Raw genomic sequence first — 19,507 nt, 5'->3', positions numbered from 1 at the left:
CGAAGCCCCCTCGTTAGGGTCGATGGGTGTACCCGTCCCAGCCGCCCCCGTACCCGCCCCACGCGCCAGCCCCGCCCCCGTACACACCGCACACGCACAAGGCCACCGCCGCGCATGCCCGCCGCCGGACGCCGCCCTGGCGCAGCAAGACGCTCCGCGCGGCCGCCCTGGTCTCGCTGCTGGCGCTCTCCGGCGTGATCATCATCGGCATGGTCCGCCAGGAGACCGGCACCGAGGGATTCCTGGTCGGACTCGGCCTGGCCGTCTTCCCGGTACCGCTCCTGGTGGCAGCGTTCTGCTGGCTCGACCGCGTCGAACCCGAGCCCTGGCGCAACCTCGCGTTCGCCTTCACCTGGGGCGCCTGTGCCGCCACCCTGGTCGCACTGCTCGCCAACGGCTTCGCGACCGACTGGCTGGCCGCCAACATCGCCTCCACCTCGCCCTCCGAGGCCGAGGCCTGGGGCGCGACGGTGATCGCCCCGGTCGTCGAGGAAGTGGTCAAGGCCGCCGCCGTGCTCTTCCTCTACCGCTTCCGACGGCGCGACTTCGACGGCATCACGGACGGCATCGTCATCGCCGGCATCACCGCCACCGGTTTCGCCTTCACCGAGAACGTCCTCTACCTGGGCAACGCCTTCGGCGAGGACCAGTCCCTGGGCCACTCCGGCCTGGACTCACTCACCGCCGGCACCTTCTTCCTCCGCATCATCGTCTCCCCCTTCGCCCACCCGCTCTTCACCGTCCTCACCGGCCTCGCGTTCGGCATCACCGCCACCCGCTACCCCCGCCGCCGCGGCGCCCGCCGCGCCCTCGCCCTCCTCGGCCTGCTCACCGCCGTCCTCCTGCACGCCATCTGGAACGGCGCCTCCTCCCTGGGCGACCTCGGCTTCCTCATCGTCTACGGCCTCTTCATGGTCCCCGTCCTCATCACCCTCACCTGGCTGGCCATCTGGGCCCGCAACCAGGAACTGCTCTCCCTACGCGGCTACCTCGCCCCCTACATCACCGCCGGCTGGCTCACCCCCACCGAGCCCACCGCCCTCTCCTCCCTCAAAACCCGCGCCCTGGCCCGCGACCTGGCCCGCCGCACCCAGGGCCCCGCCGCCGCCCGCGCCGTCACCGAATACACCACCGTGGCCACGACCCTGTCGTTCCACCGCCGACGGGCCCATCTCTTGGGCCCCACTCCTGACTTCGCCACCCGGGAACAACACCTGCTGGAGCACCTGCGGGAGTACCAGGCGTGGGGGCGGGTGGCGTTGGTGCATGCGTGGGGGGCGCAGCGGTCGGAGTGCGAGCCACTCGCACCGCCGCCGGCGTAGGAGCCGGGCTCACGGAGCCTTACGGGCCGTTGCCCACCTCTCAGCCCTGACACCCGGCGGCCTCTCCGGCACAATGGCCACGTGCCTGCCATTCCCTCGTCCCCCGAGGTCTCCGCTCGCATGAGCGTCCAGGCCCGCCGGGACACCACTCCCGAGATGGCTGTACGACGGCTCCTGTACGCCTCCGGCCACCGCTACCGGTTGCAGCGCCGCGTCCCCGGGTTCTCCCGCCGCACGATCGACATCGCCTTCCCCGGCCCCAAGGTCGCGGTCTTCCTCGACGGCTGCTTCTGGCACGGCTGCCCCGAACACGCCACCCACCCCAAGGCCAACGCCAACTGGTGGCGCAACAAGCTCGACGGCAACATCGCCCGTGACCGTGAAACAACCGAACATCTCGTGGAACAGGGGTGGACGGTACTGCGCTTCTGGGAGCACGAGGATCCGGTGGCGGTTGCGGATCAGGTCGCGACAACCCTTTCCGCTACAGCTCGACGCCGCTGACTCAGGACCGTCGAGAGCCTCCGACGATCCTGGCTGATGCCACATCAACACCGGTGCTGTGCAAGAACAATGCCCCTTGTCAGTCGTGCCGGCTACACTCGCCGGCATGAGCATGCACGCCCCCGACCCCATCAGAATGATCGACCTCTTCTCCGGGGCGGGCGGGCTGACACAGGGGTTCCTCCGCGTCGCGGTTGACGGCTCGACCATCCCCGATGACGATTCGACCACTCAATCAGCGTTCTCACCTGTCGCCGCAGTGGAAGTCGACGCCGCGGCGGCCATGACCTATGCGGAGAACTTCGGCAAGCTGTCAGGGGGTACGGATCACGTATACCTCGGCGACATTTCGGATTGGGCCCAGGGCGAACTCCCCAAGGCAGAGGTAATCCTGGGCGGGCCACCTTGCCAAGGATTCTCCGGCCTCGGGAAAGAGAATCCGGACGACCCTCGAAATCAGTTGTGGCGACAATACTTCAAGGTCGTCGAAAAGGTGAATCCGAAGATCTTCGTCATCGAAAACGTTGACCGATTCAGCACGTCGCAAGAATTCGAGAACCTTCGCGCAGAGTTCAAAGAAGCCGGCTACGAGATCTGCGAGGAACTGCTCAACGCCGCGGATTTCGGTGTCGCCCAGGCACGCAAGCGCACCATTATCATCGGCACCCGGACCGACCACCCGATGGTCGAGCACCCGTCGGCAACACACGGGCGCCCGGAGCAGCCGCAGATTCCTGAGCCTCGAACGGAGAAGAATACGCAGCTCAGCTTCGCCACTCCTGCGACTCCGGGCGAAGGCAGTAGGGCCAATGACTGGGTTACGCTCGCCGAATGCCTAAAACACGTCACACCGCGCGTAACAGGCACCGACCTCCCCATTGTGACTGCTCACGACACCCCCGCACTGGTGCGCATCTCACGCAAAGTCAAGGAGACCGGGCACCTGAATCAGGCCTTCATCGATCGCATCCGGAATCAGATGCCCGGTCCCTTCCGAACGTCGCAGCTACACATCGGGCGAAATCCGACAGAATTGTCGCTGGCTCGCTACAGGGCCATTCCCCCAGGCGGCAATCGACATGACCTGGTAAATGCTTCGAAGGTCGGTGGGAAGTTGCTCTCGACAGAGAGTTGGATGAACCACCACTCCGGCTCGGGCGATGTCATGGGACGCCTTGTCTGGGAAAAGCCCTCGGTCACCATCAGGACGGAGTTCTTCAAGCCGGAGAAGGGACGTTATCTCCACCCCGATGAGCACCGGCCCATCACACACCTCGAAGCAGCACTGATCCAGGGCTTCCCTCAGCACTTCCGTTGGTTCGGCAGCAAGTCACAGATCGCTCGTCAGATCGGCAACGCGGTTCCCGTCGAGCTGGCCACGGCCATAGCCAAGGTCATCCGACAGGCATTGCGCGGGGGGCAGGAATGACTCCGAGCACGCCGCCCGGACAGCAAACGCTCGTGCTTGTTCAACTGCCGGGCACGACGTCGACTCTGCGGCACAAGTCGTGCCCGCCCTTCTCCATGCCTGCCGGCACCACTGCACTTTTTCCCTTGCGACGCCCTCAGTTCGGCCTTGAGCCACTCAGGGGGAGCTACCCGAACAGCGCAACCGGAGAATGTCGCCGCAAGCGTTCGAGGAAGCCCGCCAGGGTCTCCCTGTAGGGCGACGACGGAGGGCCGGCACCGGCAACCTGTGCGTAGGCTCGGAGAAGTCGTCCCTGATGAGGAGGTTGTACTGATGGCCCGGATTCCCACAGCAGTGGTTGCAGCAAGTGGCCTGGTAGGTGGCTACGGTGTGGCTCGCTGGAGCAAGAAGCGGCCGCTCGGGGGTATGGCGCTGGCGGCGGCCGGGGCCGTTGCGGCCAAGGAGTGGGAGCGACAGGCCGGAGGGGCAACAGCTGCGGCATTGTGCGGAATGTATGTCGCCGCGTTTGCCGGGTCGCATCCGTTGGCGAAGAAGATCGGGGCGTGGCCTTCGGTGTTCGCGGTGGCGGGTGGGATGGCACTCGCTTCGTGGGTGGCGGTGGACCATCGGCGGTGCGACGGCACCACGTGACAGCGAAACGTCACGACCGCACGCCATGACGCCGACAGGTGGGGTGGGACGCAAGGTTCCAACGCCACCACCCCACAACCTTGTTGAAGGCCCGATTACATCAGGCCGAAGCCTCATCCAGCAGCTTGAGTTCGTCCTCCGTCAGGGTCACATCGCCCACCGCCAGTAGTGCCGGGAGCTGTTCCACCGTGCGGGCGCTCGCGATCGGTGCTGCGACGGTGGGCTGGGCGGTGAGCCAGGCGAGGGCGATGGTGGCGGGTTCGGCGCGGTGGGCGGTGGCGACGGTGTCGAGGGCCTGGAGGACGCGGCGGCCGCGGTCGGTGTCCACGTACTTGGCGGCGCCTCCCGAGCGGGCGCTGTCGACATGGGTCCCCGGGCGGTACTTGCCGGTCAGGAAGCCGGAGGCGAGGGCGTAGTACGGCACGGCGGCCAGGTCGTGGCGGGCGGCGACCTCGGCGAGTTCGCCCTCGTAGGTGTCGCGGGAGACCAGGTTGTAGTGGGGCTGGAGGGCGACATAGCGGGCCAGGCCCTCGCGGGCCGAGCAGGCCAGGGACTCCTCCAGGCGCTGCGCCGAGATGTTGGAGGCGGCGATCTCGCGGACCTTGCCGGCCCGGACGAGGTCGTCGAGGGCGGTGAGGAACTCCGGGACCTCGACCGACTCGTCGTCGTAGTGGGTGTAGTAGAGGTCGATGTAGTCGGTGCGCAGACGGGTCAGCGAGGCGTCGACCGCGGACTTGATGGTGGCGGGGGACAGGCCCTTGTAACCGGGGAGGGCGCCGACCTTGGTGGCGATGACGACCTCGGAGCGATTGCCGCGGGAGGCCAGCCAGTTGCCGATGACGGTCTCGGATTCGCCGCCCTCGTTGCCGGGGACCCAGTACGAGTAGGCGTCGGCGGTGTCGATGAAATTGCCGCCGCCCGCCACATACGCGTCGAGCACGGCGAAGGACGTCGCTTCGTCGGCCGTCCAGCCGAAGACATTGCCCCCGAGGGACAGCGGGGAGACGGAGAGCGAGCCGAGGGGCCTGCGGCCGAGGGGGCTTCGGGGGCCGGGATTGCCTGCGATGTCTGGAGCGCTGTGTGCGGCGGTCATACGTTGTTGCAGCGTCGGGGGAAGAGGAGTTATTCCGTCCTCTTCCCCCGGTGCGCGTACAGGCAACTCCCGTCAGATGCACACCGATTGAGGTCGGTGTTCAGGCACCCATGTCGCCGCTCATGCGTTGAGGCCGTCGATCATGCGCCCATGTAGCCGCTCATACGTTGAGGCCATCGGCCATGCACGGTCCCCGTCGGTCACGCACACACGCCGTCCGTCACACGCTGAGCCCATGATCGCGCAGCCACGGCATCGGGTCGATCGGGTCGCCGGCGTCGGGGCGCACCTCCAGGTGGAGGTGGGGGCCGGTGACGTTGCCGGTGGCGCCGACGCGGCCGATGACGTCGCCGGTGTTGACCTTGCCGGAGGTCTTCACCATCGAGGACAGGTGGCAGAACCAGAGTTCGGTGCCGTCGTCGAGGGTGAGGACGATGCGGTAGCCGTAAGAGCCCGCCCAGCCGGCCTGGGTGATGGTGCCGGAGTGCACCGCCTTGACGGGGGTGCCGGTCGGCGCGGCGAAGTCCTGTCCGGTGTGGTCGGCGGCCCAGCGGTCGCCGGCCTGGCCGAAGCTGGCGGTGAGCGTGTAGGAGGACACGGGGGCGATGAAGCTCTTCGCCAGTTCGGCGAGGCGCTCGGCCTCCGCCTTCCGCCGGGCCGCTTCCTCCGCCTTGCGCTTGGCCTCCATCTCGGCCGCCTTCTTGGCTGCTGCGGCCTTTTCGGCCGACTTCTGGTGGGCGGCGGCTTCCGTTGCGGCCTGCTGGACAGCGGCCTTTTCGGCGGCGTCGCGGGCCTCCTGCTCGGCGCTGCCCTGCTGCGCGTCGGCCTGCTGGAGGATGCGGCTGCGCAGCGCCTCACCGGCGCCCGCGGCGTTACCCGTGTCCGCGCCCGTCCGCGTGGAAGCGACAGTGGCCGCGCCGTCGGCGGGAGCCGAGGCGGCGTCGGTGGCCGCGGAGTCCTCGTCGGATATCAGCTCGCCGATGCCGGGAAGCTCCTTGGCGTCCGGCAGCTTCTCGGAGAGGTCGTCGGCCATGCCGCCGATGTCGGGCATCGAGATCGGCACCGGCGGACGGTCCTCGGCCGAGGCCATTCCGCTCGCACCGACCGCCGCGATGACTCCGACACCCAGGACGGTGCCGCTGCGGGCGAATCCACCGCCGCGCTGCTTGGCGACGCGGTGCTTGCCTCGAACGGAACGGGTGGATTCCTCGGTGGGATTCCATTCCTCCCACGGTCCGTCGCCGTCATCGACGCCGGGGCCGGCGAAGGCACCTCGGTCATCGAGCGCGTAGGCGGTCGGGTCCTCGGGGGTAGGCCTGTTGGACGCCACGGGGGCGCACTCCTTTCCTTCCTTCTCGCCTACCGGGTTAGCTGACGGGTTCGGAGCAGGAAGGTCTCCTACGGACGCCCGCTGGCGGAGGGCGTCCGATTCACCCCAAGGAAGTGGTTCCCCGGTTCCCTTGGTGCAGTTCGAAGTGCTTGGGGGTGCGTGAAAAGCGCGTGCGGGATTCGGCGTCGGCGCGCGGTGCCGCCTCGGGCGACGGCTGGGACGACCGCGCTGCGTTATCGGACAGTAATAGAGACGGCGACCGAATTCCAAGCGTTCCCACGAATCCGTATGCGCTCCGCACGAGCTGCCGCGCGGTCTTTTCGGCCAGCAGGGCAGCAATCCGGGCGAGTTGGCCCGCCACCCCTAAACGATCTCGCGCGGATTGTGTGCCAGTCGTTATGCGCAGGGGTGCCCCTCAGCTACGGAGGGTGAGAGCAGTAACGTCGGATCATGGTCGTCAACGTCGGGAACACCGGGAACGCCGGACGGGCTGCCGGTTACGCGTGGGGAGTGGCGGAGCGGTACCGGGAGTTCTCCTGGCGGGAGGCGCGCGGCCGGTCCGACGCGCACGAGGAGCTGAGCGCGCGGATCAGCCAGGACCCGGAGTTCTGCGATCTGCTGTCCGGTTCGCTGCCCGCCGGCAGCAAACAGCAGCCGGACCTCCTGCTCGCCGCCGTCCGCTATCTCGACGGCCCGCACGCCGAAATGGGCCCGCGCGGTGCGGCCGCGTACGGGCGCTGGCGCGAGTGGACGATCCGGCACTGGGACGAGGTGCGCGCGGTGATCATGCAGCGCGCCACCCAGACCAACGAACCGGCCCGCTGCGCCACCCTGCTGCCGCTGCTCGCCCGTCTGCCGCAGCCGCTGGCGCTGCTGGAGGCCGGCACGTCGGCGGGGCTGTGTCTGCACCCCGACCGCTATCGCTATCGGTACGAGGCCGCAGGCGAGGACGGGCCGCGCCGCCGGGCCGAGCTGGGGGCGCCGGAGAGCCCGCTGGTGTTCACCTGCCGTACGGGAGGGGCGGCCGACGAGCTGCCCGAACGGCTGCCGCAGATCGTCTGGCGGGCCGGCATCGACCTCGACCCGCTCGATCCGGTCGACGAACCGGACGATCTGCGCTGGCTCCAGGCGCTCGTATGGCCGGGTGACGGGGAGCGTGCGGCACGGCTGTCCGCGGCCGTTGACACGGTGCGGCCGGCGCCGCGGCCGCGGATGGTACGCGGCGACCTGATCGACGAGCTGCCCGCGCTCGCCGCCGAGGCACCGCCCGAGGCGACGCTGGTCATCTTCCACAGCGCCGTGCTGCCCTATCTCCCGCCCGCCCGCCGCGAGGAGTTCGCCCGTCTCGTACGGTCGCTGCTCGCCGGGCGGCCCGGCGGCGGCCACTGGATCTCCAACGAGCACCACTCCGTGCTGCCGTGGATCACCGACTCCGCACCCCACTCGCCCCGCCCGGACGACGCCCTGCACCTGACCCTCGCGCTCGACGGACACCCGGTCGCGCTCACCGGCCCGCATGGCCAGAGCCTGCACAGCCTCTCCGGCGCGAGGGGCACGCCGGGGCGCTGAGCGGGGCCGGGGGGCGGATGCGCTCCCCGGCTCCCGTACGGCCCGCCGTACGCCCGCCCGTCCCCCCTACGCGGGTCCCGCCCCCATAGGCCCCCGCCCGCCAAGCCCTCCTACGGGCCACCGCCTACACCCCCATAGGCCGCTGCACCGCCAGCAGTGCCATGTCGTCGGCCGACGCACCGCCCGTATGCCGTGCCACATCCTCAACCACGGTGTCCACGAGGACGTCCGGGCCGGGGAACCGGCAGCCGCGCAGTTTGCCCGACGGGTTGTAGTAGCGGCCGAGCAGGTCCCGGGCACCGGTCACACCGTCGGTGAAGAAGAGCAGCAGGGCCCCGGCCGGGAAGAACGTCTCGTCCGGCCGGTCCGGCCGGTGTGCCATCTCGCCCAGCCCGAGGGGCGGCGCCGGTGCCCCCGGCAGCAGCTCGCGCAGCCCGCCGTCCGGGGTGAGCAGCAGCGGCGAGGGGTGGCCCCGGTTGAGCACACGCAGCACGGACGGCCCGTTGGCGGGGATCTCGGCCAGGACGGCAGTGGTGAAGCCCTCGGTCTGCTCCACCCCGTCGCGCCGCCCGCCCTCCCGCCGCAGCGCCCGCTCCAGCCGGCCCGCCACCGCCTCCAGGGTGCGCTCCTGTTCCGCCGCCTCACGGAAGGCGCCGATGACGATCACCGCGGTCCGCACCGCGTCCAGCCCCTTGCCCCGTACGTCCCCGACGAGCAGCCGTACGCCGTGCGGGGTCTCCTGCACCGCATAGAGGTCGCCACCGCTCCGGTCCGCCGCCCGCGCGCCCACATAGCGGGCGGCGATGGCGAGCCCGGCGAGCCGTTCGGGCGGCGTGGGCAGGACGGCGCGCTGGGCGGCCGCCGAGACGTCCCGTAGGGAGGCCGGGCGGACGTCGGCGCTCCGGACGAGCCGGTTGATGCCGAGGGCCGACAGGGCGACGGCAAGGACCATGGCGACCTCCGTCGCCGACTCGCCGTGGTCCTGTGCGGCGCCGCCGCGATAGAGGACGACCCAGATCTCGCCGAACACGGCGGCCAGGGCCGTGAGAGCGGTGCCGCGCAGGGCGAAGAGCGGCGCGGCGACCAGCGGGGCGGCCGAGAAGAAGGGGGCGGCGGTGTAGCCGGCGGGCGTCCCCACACCGAAGGCGACGCCGCCGACGATCAGGAGGACGGGAAGCCGGCGCACCAGCAGCCGGCCGGACCACACCAGCCGGGCACGGCGCTCCCCGCTGCCCTCGGGGGGCGCCTCACCTCGGAGCATCCGCACCGGTCTCGCCCCACTCCCGCCCGTCCGTACGGGACCGCCGTGCCGGTCGCCTCGACGTCCCCAGGCTTGCCGGTACGGGCCGGGACGGCGACTCGTCGGGGGCCGGACGGGTCACGGGCCCGTCCGGGGAGGCAGCGCGCGGGCGGCGAACGAAGCCCGGGAGGAAGCCGGGGCCGCCGCGCCCGCCTCCAAGCGCGCCCCGCTCAAGGGCACTTGAAGCCCGCCAGGCGCCCCGCTCACGCCCGAGGGCCCGGACCACACACGGTCCGGGCCCTCGGGGCACTGCATCCGCCGGACGGTCTTCCCGTCCCGCTTCTGGTGGGCCATCAGGGGCTCGAACCCTGAACCAATGGATTAAAAGACCCGACGAACCGGGGACCGACGGTCCCAGGTAGTCCACCGGAGTCCAGTTCTCCCTGGTCACAGCACCTACGGCTGACGCCAGGTCCAGCGCCGGACCGGCCTGTGTCACGCCGTCCGCTCACGCATCGCTCACGCATCGCGGACGGCTGACCAGGCATTCGGCGCAGCGCCTTACGCGTAGGTATCGCAAGTCAGGCAGCGACGGGTCGCCACTCGCCCGGTGTTGCCCTCGGTGGCTCGCAGCGGCTGCGACTCCGATATGCGGGACCAGGCATCTGGATCGAGGCCGGCCACCCAGCCGAACTTCGGCCCAGCGATTTCGCTGTCGGAGAGGTGGTTGCAGCCGGGCAGGTGGGCGTTCCCCGCGGGCGACACGATGATGGCGTGGGGCAGCTGCCCGTGGCGGCTGGCCTGTTTCGGTGCTTGGCCGCCAACAATGCGAGGAGCCACACCCTCGGACGGGCAGGCGCACCCCGCCCCGATGATGAGATCACAGCGATCGCAGCGCTGTTCCGTCACGGCCTGTCGTCCTCTCCTGTCGGATGCCCGGCTCCTCACCCAGGTCCCGTGAGACGAGAGCTGGTGAAGTCGGATCACCATCCCACCTTCCTCAGCCCCAGTCCGGCGATTGCTTCGTGTGCCTCCGGAACCCTCTGCCGCCCCCGTAATGACTGGTTGCCAAGCAGCTTTGGCCACGCGACGCGGACCTATCCTGTGCCCTGAGCTTGGGAATCAATGGGGCGTGTACGCGCCATTGCGGATCTGACCTGCGCAAACGCGTGCCGTGGGGCAGAGTGAAGAGGGTCGGTGGGGACCCGTATTGACCGTGATTCACCGCTCGTTGGGGCATGCGGAGGGCACGGACGTCTTCGGGAGGCGACTGCTTGCCGTCAAGATTCCCGTGCAGGCAGGCGGAAGAGAGGGGCACGTGGGTACCCGCGGCGGGATTGCTGGTGCAAGTGTGCAGGGCCGGCGTGCTCACCACCCCGCTTCCAAAGGTTCGTCGGGGTTGCCTCAGGCAGGGTCGGACGATTCCCCAACCGTCAGGGCCACATCGCGGCGCGGCACGAACTGTACCGGCGCGGTGCGGTCAGGCACAGATGGTGCCCGGCCCGTGCCTGCGGAGCCTGGGCGGTGGCCGAGGAGGGCGGCGCATTTCCGGTCGAATAGAGTCGAGCGCCGGTGCTGAATATCTCATACCGCAACTGTAGAAATGGCCACGGGGGCGGTAGTTGTTTTTTACCCTCTCGAAAGCGTCGGGACCATGTGCCGCGCACGGCCGCCAGTACCGTGCTACCGTCGATCTCAGTTGCAGTTGTGGTTCCCAAGACTTCAAGCGTGCTCGCTGTCGTACACGGCGGAGCGTTTTCGTATTTCCGGTGTTTGTTTCCGGACGGGCAATCAACGCAGCGATACGGAGCCCGCACGGTGTGGGCTCCGGGCACTGCCCCGAAGGAGATATGACATGGCTACTGGCACCGTGAAGTGGTTCAACGCGGAAAAGGGTTTCGGCTTCATCGAGCAGGAGGGTGGCGGCGCCGACGTCTTCGCCCACTACTCGAACATCGCAGCCCAGGGCTTCCGCGAGCTGCAGGAAGGCCAGAAGGTGAACTTCGACGTCACGCAGGGCCAGAAGGGCCCGCAGGCCGAGAACATCGTTCCCGCCTGACGCTGACGCGCACACCGTAGCTGGGGCCCGCACCTTGGGTGCGGGCCCCAGCTCGTTGCTTTTCGGTGTTTCCCGTGTGCCCCGCAACGGCCGCACACGCGGCGTGCGGGCAGCCAGTTCGACTTCCCGACGCCATGACACGGCGGGCAATCCGCCCGCATTCATGCTCCGGCAACTGTTTCGCTCTTCTTTGCAGCATTGCCGGTCCCGCTTCTGCGTGCAGGGTCGACATATTTCCGCCCCGCTTCGTTTCATCTCAATTCATCGGTTCGTTCTTGCGATTCTTTGTGTGCGGCTCATTGCCGCCGGGAATTCCTCGACGTACCGCATCGAGGAAGGTTCTCCATGAACCGCACAGCTCGCACGAATGACCGCTACTCCCGCTCTGCCGGCTCGTCCGGCTCAGGCCGCGGCGGCTACCGCTCCGGCGGGCCGGACCGCTCGGGCACGGGCCGTTCCGGGGGCCCCGGACGGCGTCCCGCGACACTGCAGGGAGAGTTCGCCCTGCCCGTCACCCACACTCCCGCCCTGCCCCCGGCCGAGACTTTCACCGAGCTGGACATGCCGTCGGCGCTGCGGGCGGCCCTCACCGCGGAAGGCATGTCCGCCCCGTTCCCCATCCAGGCCGCCACGCTGCCGAACTCGCTGGCCGGACGCGATGTTCTCGGCCGCGGACGCACCGGATCGGGCAAGACGCTGGCCTTCGGTCTGGCCCTGCTGGCCCGCACCGCCGGACAGCGCGCCGAGCCCCGCCAGCCACTGGCCCTGGTCCTGGTCCCCACCCGGGAGCTGGCCCAGCAGGTCACCGACGCACTCACCCCCTACGCCCGGCCGCTGAAGCTGCGGCTGGCCACCGTGGTCGGCGGGATGTCGATCGGCCGTCAGACAAGCGCACTGCGCGGTGGGGCCGAAGTGGTCGTCGCCACGCCGGGACGGCTCAAGGACCTCATCGAGCGCGGCGACTGCCGACTGAACCAGGTCGCCATCACCGTGCTGGACGAGGCCGACCAGATGGCCGACATGGGCTTCATGCCCCAGGTCACCGCCCTGCTCGACCAGGTCCGGCCCGAGGGGCAGCGCATGCTCTTCTCGGCCACCCTGGACCGCAATGTGGACCTCCTGGTCCGCCGCTACCTCACCGACCCGGTGGTCCACTCCGTCGATCCCTCGGCGGGCGCCGTGACCACGATGGAGCACCACGTGCTGCACGTCCACGGTGCCGACAAGCACGCCACCACCACCGAGATCGCGGCCCGCGAAGGCCGGTCGATCATGTTCCTGGACACCAAGCACGCGGTCGACAACCTCACCCAACACCTGCTGAACAGCGGCGTGCGCGCCGCGGCCCTGCACGGTGGCAAGTCCCAGCCCCAACGCACGCGCACCCTGGCCCAGTTCAAGACCGGCCAGGTCACCGTCCTGGTGGCCACCAACGTCGCCGCCCGCGGCATCCACGTCGACAACCTCGACCTCGTCGTCAACGTCGACCCGCCGAGCGATCACAAGGACTACCTGCACCGCGGGGGACGCACCGCCCGCGCCGGCGAGTCCGGCAGCGTCGTCACCCTCGTCCTGCCCAACCAGCGCCGCACCATGAATCGCCTGATGGCCGACGCGGGCATCACCCCGCAGTCCACCCAGGTCCGCTCCGGCGAGGCCGAACTGAGCCGCATCACCGGCGCCCAGGCACCCTCCGGCATTCCGGTCACCATCGCCGCACCGGTCGTCGAACGCGCCAAGCGCAGCGGCTCCCCCACGCGCGGCCGCCGCAGCCGCCCCGCCCAGGCCCGCCGTGCCGCCGGATCAGCCCGAAGCGCGACACCGACTGCGCGGCAGACCTCCTCGGCCCCGGCCGCCTAGGCCGGTCCCGGACAATCACGCTCAGCTCGTCGGATCGCCACCCTCGTCACGGAGGCTTTCGTCGATGCTTCGGAGCCACCCCCAAGCGGACCACTCCGGCAAGGCAGCCGGCGACGCAACGCGCGCTGCGGGACCTCGCCCGTGATCGGTGGGGACGGGCACGCCCTGAGCGTCGTCGTCCTCACCCGTTGATACCGCTCCCGCCCGGCCGGCGATCCGTTTCCGGCTTCTCTTCGACCTTGTAGAGGCACTATGCGCGTCGTCATCGCCCGCTTCCCCTTCGACCTGCTCAAGACCGAGGTGCAGGATGCGATGAAGGGCATCAAACCCGAACCCGTTACGGGTGAGTCCGTGCTCATCGGTCGCCGCCATTACCCCGTCAAGCAGGTCGGGGAGATCATCACCCGGCAGGATCGCCGTGACTTCTCCGCCGGTGAAGTGACCCGAGCCCTGAGCCGCCTCGGCTTCGTGTGCCGCCCAGCCGCCGCGCTCGTGCCCCCGACCGCTCTCACACCACTGGAGACGGCGTCGGCCTTGCTGGGGCACCCGGCCCGGGCCTGACCTGACGGCTGTGGCGATGCAGGCCCGACGGTCCGAGGCTGGCCTCCCCAAACGCTGTTGCGGGGTCACTCCTGCCATGGCTACCTGGTTGTCAGCGAGGCCCGACAGCCCGAAGGAGGACGGAAGCTGTGTCCCGCGACGCCGCCGAATCCGCAAGTGTGCCCCTCGCCCCGGTGAGGGGAGCACGTGCTCCAGCCGGCCAACCCCGCGAAGCGCACCGTGCCAGTGCCGGTGAGGGCCCTCACCCGATTGCCGCTCTGGTGGAGCGAGGGGCCGACCTGGTGGAGCCGATCAAGCCGAAGCTTCGTGGCTGGCTCCACGCCGCAACGGTCCCCGCCGCGCTGATTGCTGGCGTCGTCCTGATCCGCCTGGCCCGAACCCCGCAGGCTGCCCTGGCCTGCACTGTGTACGCCGTCACCGCCTTGCTGCTGTTCGGGACGAGCGCCATCTACCACCGCGGTACCTGGGGGTCGCTCGGTGAGGCCGTTCTGCGTCGTCTCGACCACGCCAATATCTTCCTCATCATCGCCGGCACCTGCACCCCCCTGGCCGTGCTCCTCCTCACTTCGGCTCAGCGACCCGTCCTGCTGTGGGTCGTGTGGACGGGGGCGCTGGTCGGCATCGCCTTCCGCGTCCTGTGGGTCGGAGCTCCCCGCTGGCTGTACACCCCCTGCTACCTGGCCCTGGGCTGGGCACCGGTGCGCTACCTGCCCGACTTCTTGCACACCGGCGGAGTGGCCGTACTCACCCTGGTCGTGACCGGCGGTCTCCTCTACAGCGTGGGCGCGGTGGTCTACGCCCTCCAGCGCCCCGACCCCTCACCTCGCTGGTTCGGCTTTCACGAGGTCTTCCACGCCCTGACGGTGGCAGGCTTCACCGCGCACTACATCGCCATCTCCCTCGCCGTCGGCTGACCACTGCGGTCTGCCGGCTCGTGGGCCTCATCGGTCCCATGTCCCGATGGCCCGCCCGGCCCGGAGGAATCAGAGGCGCGGAGCCTCGGACGCTGCCGCCAGATCAGGGGACATCTCGACCGCGGTGCTCAGCCCGTTTGGCGTCAGGCTGACGGCGAAGAGCTCCGGCGACGATATCGACGGAGCTCGTCTGCGTGCTGCTGCGGGTCAGCTGTGACGCCGGCCTGTCCGACGCCGACTGAACGTCCCCGGCGCGGCCGCCGTGCGCGGGCGCGGAAGCGGACTTCAGACGTCGGTCTTGAGGTGGGGACCGGAGGGTGAAGCGCGCAGTTCTTCGTTGATGCGCTGAGCTTCTTCGAGCTGGTCTTCGAGGATGACGATGCGGCAGGCGGCCTCGACGGGGGTCCCCTGGTCGACGAGTTCGCGGGCGCGTGCGGCGATACGCAGCTGGTAGCGGGAGTAGCGGCGGTGGCCGCCCTCGGAACGCAACGGCGTGATCAGCTTGGCCTCACCGAGGGCCCGCAGGAAGGCGGGGGTGGTGTCGAGCATTTCGGCGGCTCGACCCATGGTGTAGGCGGGATAGTCCTCGTCGTTGAGACGGTCGTGAGAGATTTCTGCGGTCATTTGCACCTCTGATGGGGGAATGCATCGTGGGGCCCTGGTGCCGAACACGCACCAGGGCCCCGAGGGATTGAACACCATCTGCCGACTTACTGCGGTGCCGGCTTTCTGTTTCCGCACCGTCGCCCGGGAGAGGGCGGGAAGTGCGGGGATCGCGGATGCGTGACCGGGGACCACCTTCCAATCCGGGGCCTGCGGTACCCGAGCGGACTCACTTCCTCGCCCGGGCGATCCTGATGGCGCCTGCCTCCTTCTCATCCTTCTTCTGGCTTGCTTGCTACTGCGGATCCTGTGATCCCGCTCGCGGCCCCAGGGGCCGCCCGGCCCGGCAGTCAGTCGCGGGGCCCACCTGCATACCTTTCGGCCCCGCGACTCCACTGCCGTACCTCTTCTGGCACTGCACGCGCGGCAGTTCGACCTCTGCCGCGCCTTTCGATCTCTTGGCTACGACGAAAATCCTAACCCCCGGGGGGCGGCATGTCTACCACCGCCGTGACAGGTTTTCTGTGAAGGCGATGGCCGAGCTTCTGTCGTCCACGCCTGAGGGAAGCTGCACCAGGAAGCGGCGGCGGGCCGTTACGCCCTCCACCTCTTTGCCGGCCCGGACGCGCTGACCGCCGCGGTCGGCGACCTCAGCTCAGCCCCCGCGACCGCACACCTGATCTCAACGGCGGCAGCGGTGGATTCGGCTGGCGCATGATCCGCCACCTCACCAGCCACCTGGCCATCACCCCCACCCCCGGAGCCGGCAAGACCATCCAGGCCCAACTCCCGTGCTAGCGGGGCCCTGTGGCCCCGGGGCCCATGCGGCAGGAGGAGCAGGCCGATTTGCGCTCAAGGTGACCGAGGGCAACACCGGACTTGCGGGGGACAAGCCGTTGCTGCACCTGCGATGCCACCCGATAGCCCACGTACCCGTGGTGGAACCGGTCAGCCCTGAACCGGGCTCCTGCAGCACGCGGCCGGGCCCGTAGCTCCGATCAGCCGGCGCCGCCGACTGCTCGAATCCGGCAAGCGGCCGAAGCCCTTGCTCTGGACGGAGGAGCGCGTTCGCCGCTGGCGCGAGACGGGCAAGCTGCCGAGCCCCGTCATGGTGTGGACACCGGCACAGTTCGGTGTCTTCCTCGACGCCGCCGAGGGCGACCGCCTGTACCCGTTCTTCCACCTCGTCGGGACCCGCGGGCTGCGGCGCGGTGAAGGCGTCGGTCAGGAATGGACGGACATCGATCTGGAGGCGGGGCTGATCACTCCCGCCAAGGAGATCGTGGTGGATGGCTGGGCCCCGTACGAGTCCGCGCCCAAGACCGACGGCAGTGCCGGCACGATCGCGCTCGACAACCTGAATCTGGCCGTTCTGCGAGCCCACAAGGCCCGGCAGGACGCGGAGCGCCTGGCATGGGGCTCCGCGTGGCAGGACACGGGAAAGGTCTTCACCCAGGAAGACGGCTCGTCCCTGCACCCGGAAACCGTCTCCGAGACCTTCCGCCGCATTCTGGCGTCAACGGCCCTCCCGCCGATCACGCTTCGCGATCTGCGCCACGTCGCGGCCACCCTGACGCACGGAGGCGGCGGGGACATCCACACGGTGAAGGAGGTCCTGCGCCACTCCACCATCGCCCTGACCTCGGACACGTACACGAGCCTGCTGCCCGAACTCGACCGCGAGATAGCCGAGAGGGCGGCGCAGCTCGTCCCGAGGAGCCGCCGGACAGGACCCGTTGCCGAGGGCCCCGGCGCTCCCGCTCACGCATCGCTCACGCACAAGCCGAAAACGAAACAGCGCCCCGACCGGCCTGAGCCGATGGGAGCGCTGCCTCGCAGGTCAGAGGAGGTCTCCTCGACCGATGACGGTGGGCCATCAGGGGCTCGAACCCTGAACCAATGGATTAAAAGTCCACTGCTCTGCCAATTGAGCTAATGGCCCGCACCGAGCAGCATAGCCCGAGCAGGTGCCGCAGCCCGAAGGCATTACGGATCAAGCCATTCGACGGGGTGCCCCGAGGCCGGTCGGCGGGGCCGGTGGGGGCTGCGGTGGGCCGTACAACGCGCGGGGCCCGTACGGCACTTGTGTGCGTACGGGCCCCGCGGATCAGCGTCGGTGATCAGCCGTTGCGCTTCCAGCGCGGCTTGTCCTCGCGACGGCCGAAGGAGCCGGTCGGGGCGCCACGGTGGTCGTCACGGCGGCCGTACGGGCGGTCGCCGCCGGAGCGGTGGCCACCGGCGGACGGACGGCCACCGGAGCGGTCGTCACGGTTGAAGGGACGGTCGCCGCCACCGGAGCGGTAGCCACCGGTGGAACGGCCCGTGGCGCGGCCGCCGGAGCGGTCGTCACGGTTGAACGGGCGGCTCGGACGGTCGCCGCGGTCACGGTTGAAACCGCCACCGGAACGGTCGTCACGGCGCTCGAAGGTACGCCCACCGGAACGGTCGTCACGGCGGTCGCGGTTGAAGCCACCGCCGGAACGGTCGTCACGACGGTCGAAGGAACGGCCACCGGAACGCTCGTCACGACGGTCACGGCCGAAACCACCCCGGTCGTCACGGCGGTCACGGTTGAAGCCACCGCCGGAACGGTCGTCACGACGGTCGAAGGAACGGCCACCGGAACGGTCCTCGCGGCGGTCGCGGTTGAAGCCGCCCCGGTCGTCGCGGCGGTCACGGTCGAAGGAGCGGCCACCGGAGCGGTCGTCACGACGGTCGCGGCGCTCGAAGTTGCCCCGGTCGTCGCGGCGCTCTTCGGCCGCGCCGGCCTGGGCCGGAACGGCGGCCTCGGCCACCTCGGCGGCGGCGGTCTCGGCAGCGGCGGCGAGCGCCTCGGCCGGGTCCTCACCGCGCTCGCGGGCGGCCCGGGCGGTCAGCCGGTCGGCCTCCTCGCGCAGCTCGGCGGCGCGGCGCTGAAGGCGCTCCAGCTCACGGGTGAGCTCGCTCACCTCACGCTCGGCCTGCTTGGCGGAGTTGTTGGCCGATTCGGCCTGGACCTCGGTGAGCGAGCGCGCGCCGGTGATCCGGGCGACGTCCTCGTCGAAGGCACCGGAGCCGCCGACGATGTGACGCGAGGCGTCCACGCCCGCGTCCTCCATCAGCCGGAAGATCTGCCGGCGCTGGTGCGGCAGCGACAGCGAGACGACGGTGCCGGACTGGCCGGCGCGGGCGGTACGGCCCGAGCGGTGCAGGTAGTCCTTGTGGTCACCGGCCGGGTCGACGTTCAGGACCAGGTCGATGCCGTCGACGTGGATACCGCGGGCGGCGACGTCGGTGGCGACCAGCGCGTTGACGTAGCCGTCCTTGAAGTCCGCGAGCACCCGGGTCCGCGCGCCCTGCGTCATACCGCCGTGCAGCGCGTCCGCCTTCACACCGGACTCGACGAGCTGCTCGGCGATGCGGTCGGCGCCCAGCTGGGTGCGGACGAAGATGATGGTGCGGCCCTTGCGGGCGGCGATGGCGGCGGTGACCGGCGCCTTGTCCTTCGGCTTCACGACCAGGACGTGGTGGGTCATGGTGGTGACGTTGCCCTGGGCGCTGTCGACCTCGTGGCTGACCGGGTTGGTCAGGTAACGCTTGACCAGGGTGCCGATCTCGTTCTCCATCGTGGCGGAGAACAGCATCCGCTGGCCGCCCTCCGGCACCTGGTCCAGCAGCTCGGTGACCTCGGGCAGGAAGCCCAGGTCGGACATCTGGTCGGCCTCGTCGAGGACCGCGACCTGGACGTTCTCCAGGGAGCAGGCGCCGCGGTTGATGATGTCGCGCAGCCGGCCCGGGGTGGCGACGAGGACGTCGACGCCGCGCTCCAGGGCGTAGATCTGGTTGCCCATGGACGTACCGCCGCAGACGACCTTCATCTTCAGGCCGAGGACGTCGCCGTAGGGCTGGAGAGCGTCCGCGACCTGCATCGCGAGCTCACGGGTCGGGGTGAGGATGACGGCGCGCGGCTTCTTCTTCTCGGTGTGGCCGCCGGCGAGCTGCGCCAGGGTCGGCAGACCGAAGGAGAGCGTCTTGCCGGAGCCGGTGCGGCCACGGCCGAGGATGTCCTTGCCGGCCAGCGCGTCCGGAATGGTCGCGGCCTGGATCGGGAAGGGGGTGGTGACGCCGTTCTGCGCGAGCTTGCGGACGACGCCCTCGGGCAGTCCGAGGTCGGCGAAGGTGACGGTGTCGGTCTCGGGCGACTCGTCGGCCGCCGTCACCTCGGGGGCCGTCTGCTCGTCGATTGCGGGCATGACGGACTGCTCAGTGGAAATGGACATGCGAAATGCGAAACCTTCCGGAGTCTCGGCACGCGCCCAAACTCCGTGTGTTTCACAAGACCGCCTCTATGCGGTCAGCCACGGCAAGGGAGAGAACGCGCCACGCGGCGCGCTTCTGTTCTGGCGCCGGGCAA

At 69.7% G+C, this 19,507-nt stretch carries 14 protein-coding genes, 1 tRNA gene, 1 pseudogene and 1 riboswitch; of the genes and pseudogenes, 10 read left to right on the top strand and 6 right to left on the bottom strand.

The features are described 5' to 3' along the window. Positions 1-26: 26 nt before the first annotated feature. From TU31_RS09195 to TU31_RS39625, 4 genes are all read left to right on the top strand, one after another. Entirely contained in the window at positions 27-1,322 is a 1,296-nt protein-coding gene (locus TU31_RS09195; RefSeq protein WP_042151625.1) for a PrsW family intramembrane metalloprotease, read from the top strand. Between the two features lie 120 nt (positions 1,323-1,442). Then, entirely contained in the window at positions 1,443-1,826 is a 384-nt protein-coding gene (locus TU31_RS09190) for a very short patch repair endonuclease (RefSeq protein WP_042151622.1), read from the top strand. Positions 1,827-1,932: 106 nt separating this feature from the next. After that, complete coding sequence (locus TU31_RS09185; RefSeq protein WP_063770785.1) at positions 1,933-3,255, top strand: DNA cytosine methyltransferase; 1,323 nt, start codon at positions 1,933-1,935, stop codon at positions 3,253-3,255. 312 nt (positions 3,256-3,567) lie between these two features. Then, positions 3,568-3,885: a hypothetical protein gene (locus tag TU31_RS39625; RefSeq protein WP_042151617.1), complete on the top strand. Its 318-nt coding sequence runs from the start codon at positions 3,568-3,570 to the stop codon at positions 3,883-3,885. 100 nt (positions 3,886-3,985) lie between these two features. On the opposite strand, the gene TU31_RS09175 is transcribed toward TU31_RS39625, so the two are convergent. Together TU31_RS09175 and TU31_RS09170 are read right to left on the bottom strand one after the other, a co-directional pair. Further along, on the bottom strand, positions 3,986-4,978 hold the full coding sequence (locus TU31_RS09175; RefSeq protein WP_245698462.1) for an aldo/keto reductase: 993 nt from the start codon (positions 4,976-4,978) through the stop codon (positions 3,986-3,988). Between the two features lie 220 nt (positions 4,979-5,198). Next, positions 5,199-6,308, bottom strand: coding sequence for a M23 family metallopeptidase (locus TU31_RS09170; protein ID WP_042151614.1), 1,110 nt, complete (start codon positions 6,306-6,308; stop codon positions 5,199-5,201). Between the two features lie 11 nt (positions 6,309-6,319). Continuing rightward, positions 6,320-6,474: riboswitch (cyclic di-AMP (ydaO/yuaA leader) on the bottom strand. 284 nt (positions 6,475-6,758) lie between these two features. Between TU31_RS09170 and TU31_RS09165 the strand changes: the two genes are divergently transcribed. Further along, the gene (locus tag TU31_RS09165; RefSeq protein ID WP_042151611.1) at positions 6,759-7,877 is read left to right on the top strand and encodes a DUF2332 domain-containing protein; all 1,119 of its coding nucleotides are present in this window, start codon (positions 6,759-6,761) and stop codon (positions 7,875-7,877) included. Positions 7,878-8,001: 124 nt separating this feature from the next. On the opposite strand, the gene TU31_RS09160 is transcribed toward TU31_RS09165, so the two are convergent. Continuing rightward, positions 8,002-9,138 (bottom strand): PP2C family protein-serine/threonine phosphatase, encoded by a 1,137-nt coding sequence (locus TU31_RS09160; RefSeq protein ID WP_042151607.1) that lies wholly within the window; start codon positions 9,136-9,138, stop codon positions 8,002-8,004. 1,834 nt (positions 9,139-10,972) lie between these two features. Here TU31_RS09160 and TU31_RS09150 point away from each other — a divergent pair. The 4 genes from TU31_RS09150 to trhA all read left to right on the top strand — a co-directional run bounded on the left by TU31_RS09150 (position 10,973) and on the right by trhA (position 14,511). Beyond that, complete coding sequence (locus tag TU31_RS09150) at positions 10,973-11,176, top strand: cold-shock protein (RefSeq protein WP_006604711.1); 204 nt, start codon at positions 10,973-10,975, stop codon at positions 11,174-11,176. 345 nt (positions 11,177-11,521) lie between these two features. Next, the gene (locus TU31_RS09145; RefSeq protein WP_042151601.1) at positions 11,522-13,036 is read left to right on the top strand and encodes a DEAD/DEAH box helicase; all 1,515 of its coding nucleotides are present in this window, start codon (positions 11,522-11,524) and stop codon (positions 13,034-13,036) included. A gap of 252 nt (positions 13,037-13,288) precedes the next feature. Beyond that, positions 13,289-13,597, top strand: a complete 309-nt coding sequence (locus TU31_RS09140; RefSeq protein WP_042151598.1) for an SCO5918 family protein — start codon at positions 13,289-13,291, stop codon at positions 13,595-13,597. Between the two features lie 173 nt (positions 13,598-13,770). Then, the gene (gene trhA / locus TU31_RS09135) at positions 13,771-14,511 is read left to right on the top strand and encodes a PAQR family membrane homeostasis protein TrhA (RefSeq protein ID WP_370682716.1); all 741 of its coding nucleotides are present in this window, start codon (positions 13,771-13,773) and stop codon (positions 14,509-14,511) included. A gap of 285 nt (positions 14,512-14,796) precedes the next feature. Here the strand turns inward: trhA and TU31_RS09130 are convergent, their stop codons facing one another. Then, positions 14,797-15,135 carry a MerR family transcriptional regulator gene (locus TU31_RS09130; RefSeq protein WP_042151593.1) on the bottom strand — a complete coding sequence of 113 codons (339 nt, stop codon included), beginning with the start codon at positions 15,133-15,135 and terminating at the stop codon, positions 14,797-14,799. Between the two features lie 997 nt (positions 15,136-16,132). Here TU31_RS09130 and TU31_RS09125 point away from each other — a divergent pair. Next, positions 16,133-16,846 (top strand): annotated as a pseudogene (locus TU31_RS09125) (tyrosine-type recombinase/integrase); the annotation flags it as partial. A gap of 137 nt (positions 16,847-16,983) precedes the next feature. Here TU31_RS09125 and TU31_RS09120 read toward each other — a convergent pair. Together TU31_RS09120 and TU31_RS09115 are read right to left on the bottom strand one after the other, a co-directional pair. Further along, positions 16,984-17,056: transfer RNA gene (locus TU31_RS09120), tRNA-Lys, on the bottom strand. Positions 17,057-17,234: 178 nt separating this feature from the next. Then, positions 17,235-19,373, bottom strand: a complete 2,139-nt coding sequence (locus tag TU31_RS09115; protein WP_042151588.1) for a DEAD/DEAH box helicase — start codon at positions 19,371-19,373, stop codon at positions 17,235-17,237. Positions 19,374-19,507: the final 134 nt, after the last annotated feature.

It is taken from the genome of Streptomyces lydicamycinicus, assembly GCF_000829715.2.
GTDB classification, from domain to species: Bacteria; Actinomycetota; Actinomycetes; order Streptomycetales; family Streptomycetaceae; genus Streptomyces; species Streptomyces lydicamycinicus.
Note: the sequence above shows the minus strand (reverse complement) of the source record. Positions and strands in the feature narration are given on the sequence as shown.

Excerpts from the sequence above, each read along its gene's own strand:
- TU31_RS09140 (WP_042151598.1), top strand. The coding sequence starts at position 13,289 with ATGCGCGTCGTCATCGCCCGCTTCCCCTTCGACCTGCTCAAGACCGAG.
- TU31_RS09130 (WP_042151593.1), bottom strand. The coding sequence starts at position 15,135 with ATGACCGCAGAAATCTCTCACGACCGTCTCAACGACGAGGACTATCCC.
- TU31_RS09150 (WP_006604711.1), top strand. The coding sequence starts at position 10,973 with ATGGCTACTGGCACCGTGAAGTGGTTCAACGCGGAAAAGGGTTTCGGC.
- TU31_RS09165 (WP_042151611.1), top strand. The coding sequence starts at position 6,759 with ATGGTCGTCAACGTCGGGAACACCGGGAACGCCGGACGGGCTGCCGGT.
- TU31_RS09190 (WP_042151622.1), top strand. The coding sequence starts at position 1,443 with ATGAGCGTCCAGGCCCGCCGGGACACCACTCCCGAGATGGCTGTACGA.
- TU31_RS09185 (WP_063770785.1), top strand. The coding sequence starts at position 1,933 with ATGAGCATGCACGCCCCCGACCCCATCAGAATGATCGACCTCTTCTCC.
- TU31_RS39625 (WP_042151617.1), top strand. The coding sequence starts at position 3,568 with ATGGCCCGGATTCCCACAGCAGTGGTTGCAGCAAGTGGCCTGGTAGGT.
- TU31_RS09175 (WP_245698462.1), bottom strand. The coding sequence starts at position 4,978 with ATGACCGCCGCACACAGCGCTCCAGACATCGCAGGCAATCCCGGCCCC.
- TU31_RS09145 (WP_042151601.1), top strand. The coding sequence starts at position 11,522 with ATGAACCGCACAGCTCGCACGAATGACCGCTACTCCCGCTCTGCCGGC.
- TU31_RS09115 (WP_042151588.1), bottom strand. The coding sequence starts at position 19,373 with ATGTCCATTTCCACTGAGCAGTCCGTCATGCCCGCAATCGACGAGCAG.
- TU31_RS09160 (WP_042151607.1), bottom strand. The coding sequence starts at position 9,138 with ATGCTCCGAGGTGAGGCGCCCCCCGAGGGCAGCGGGGAGCGCCGTGCC.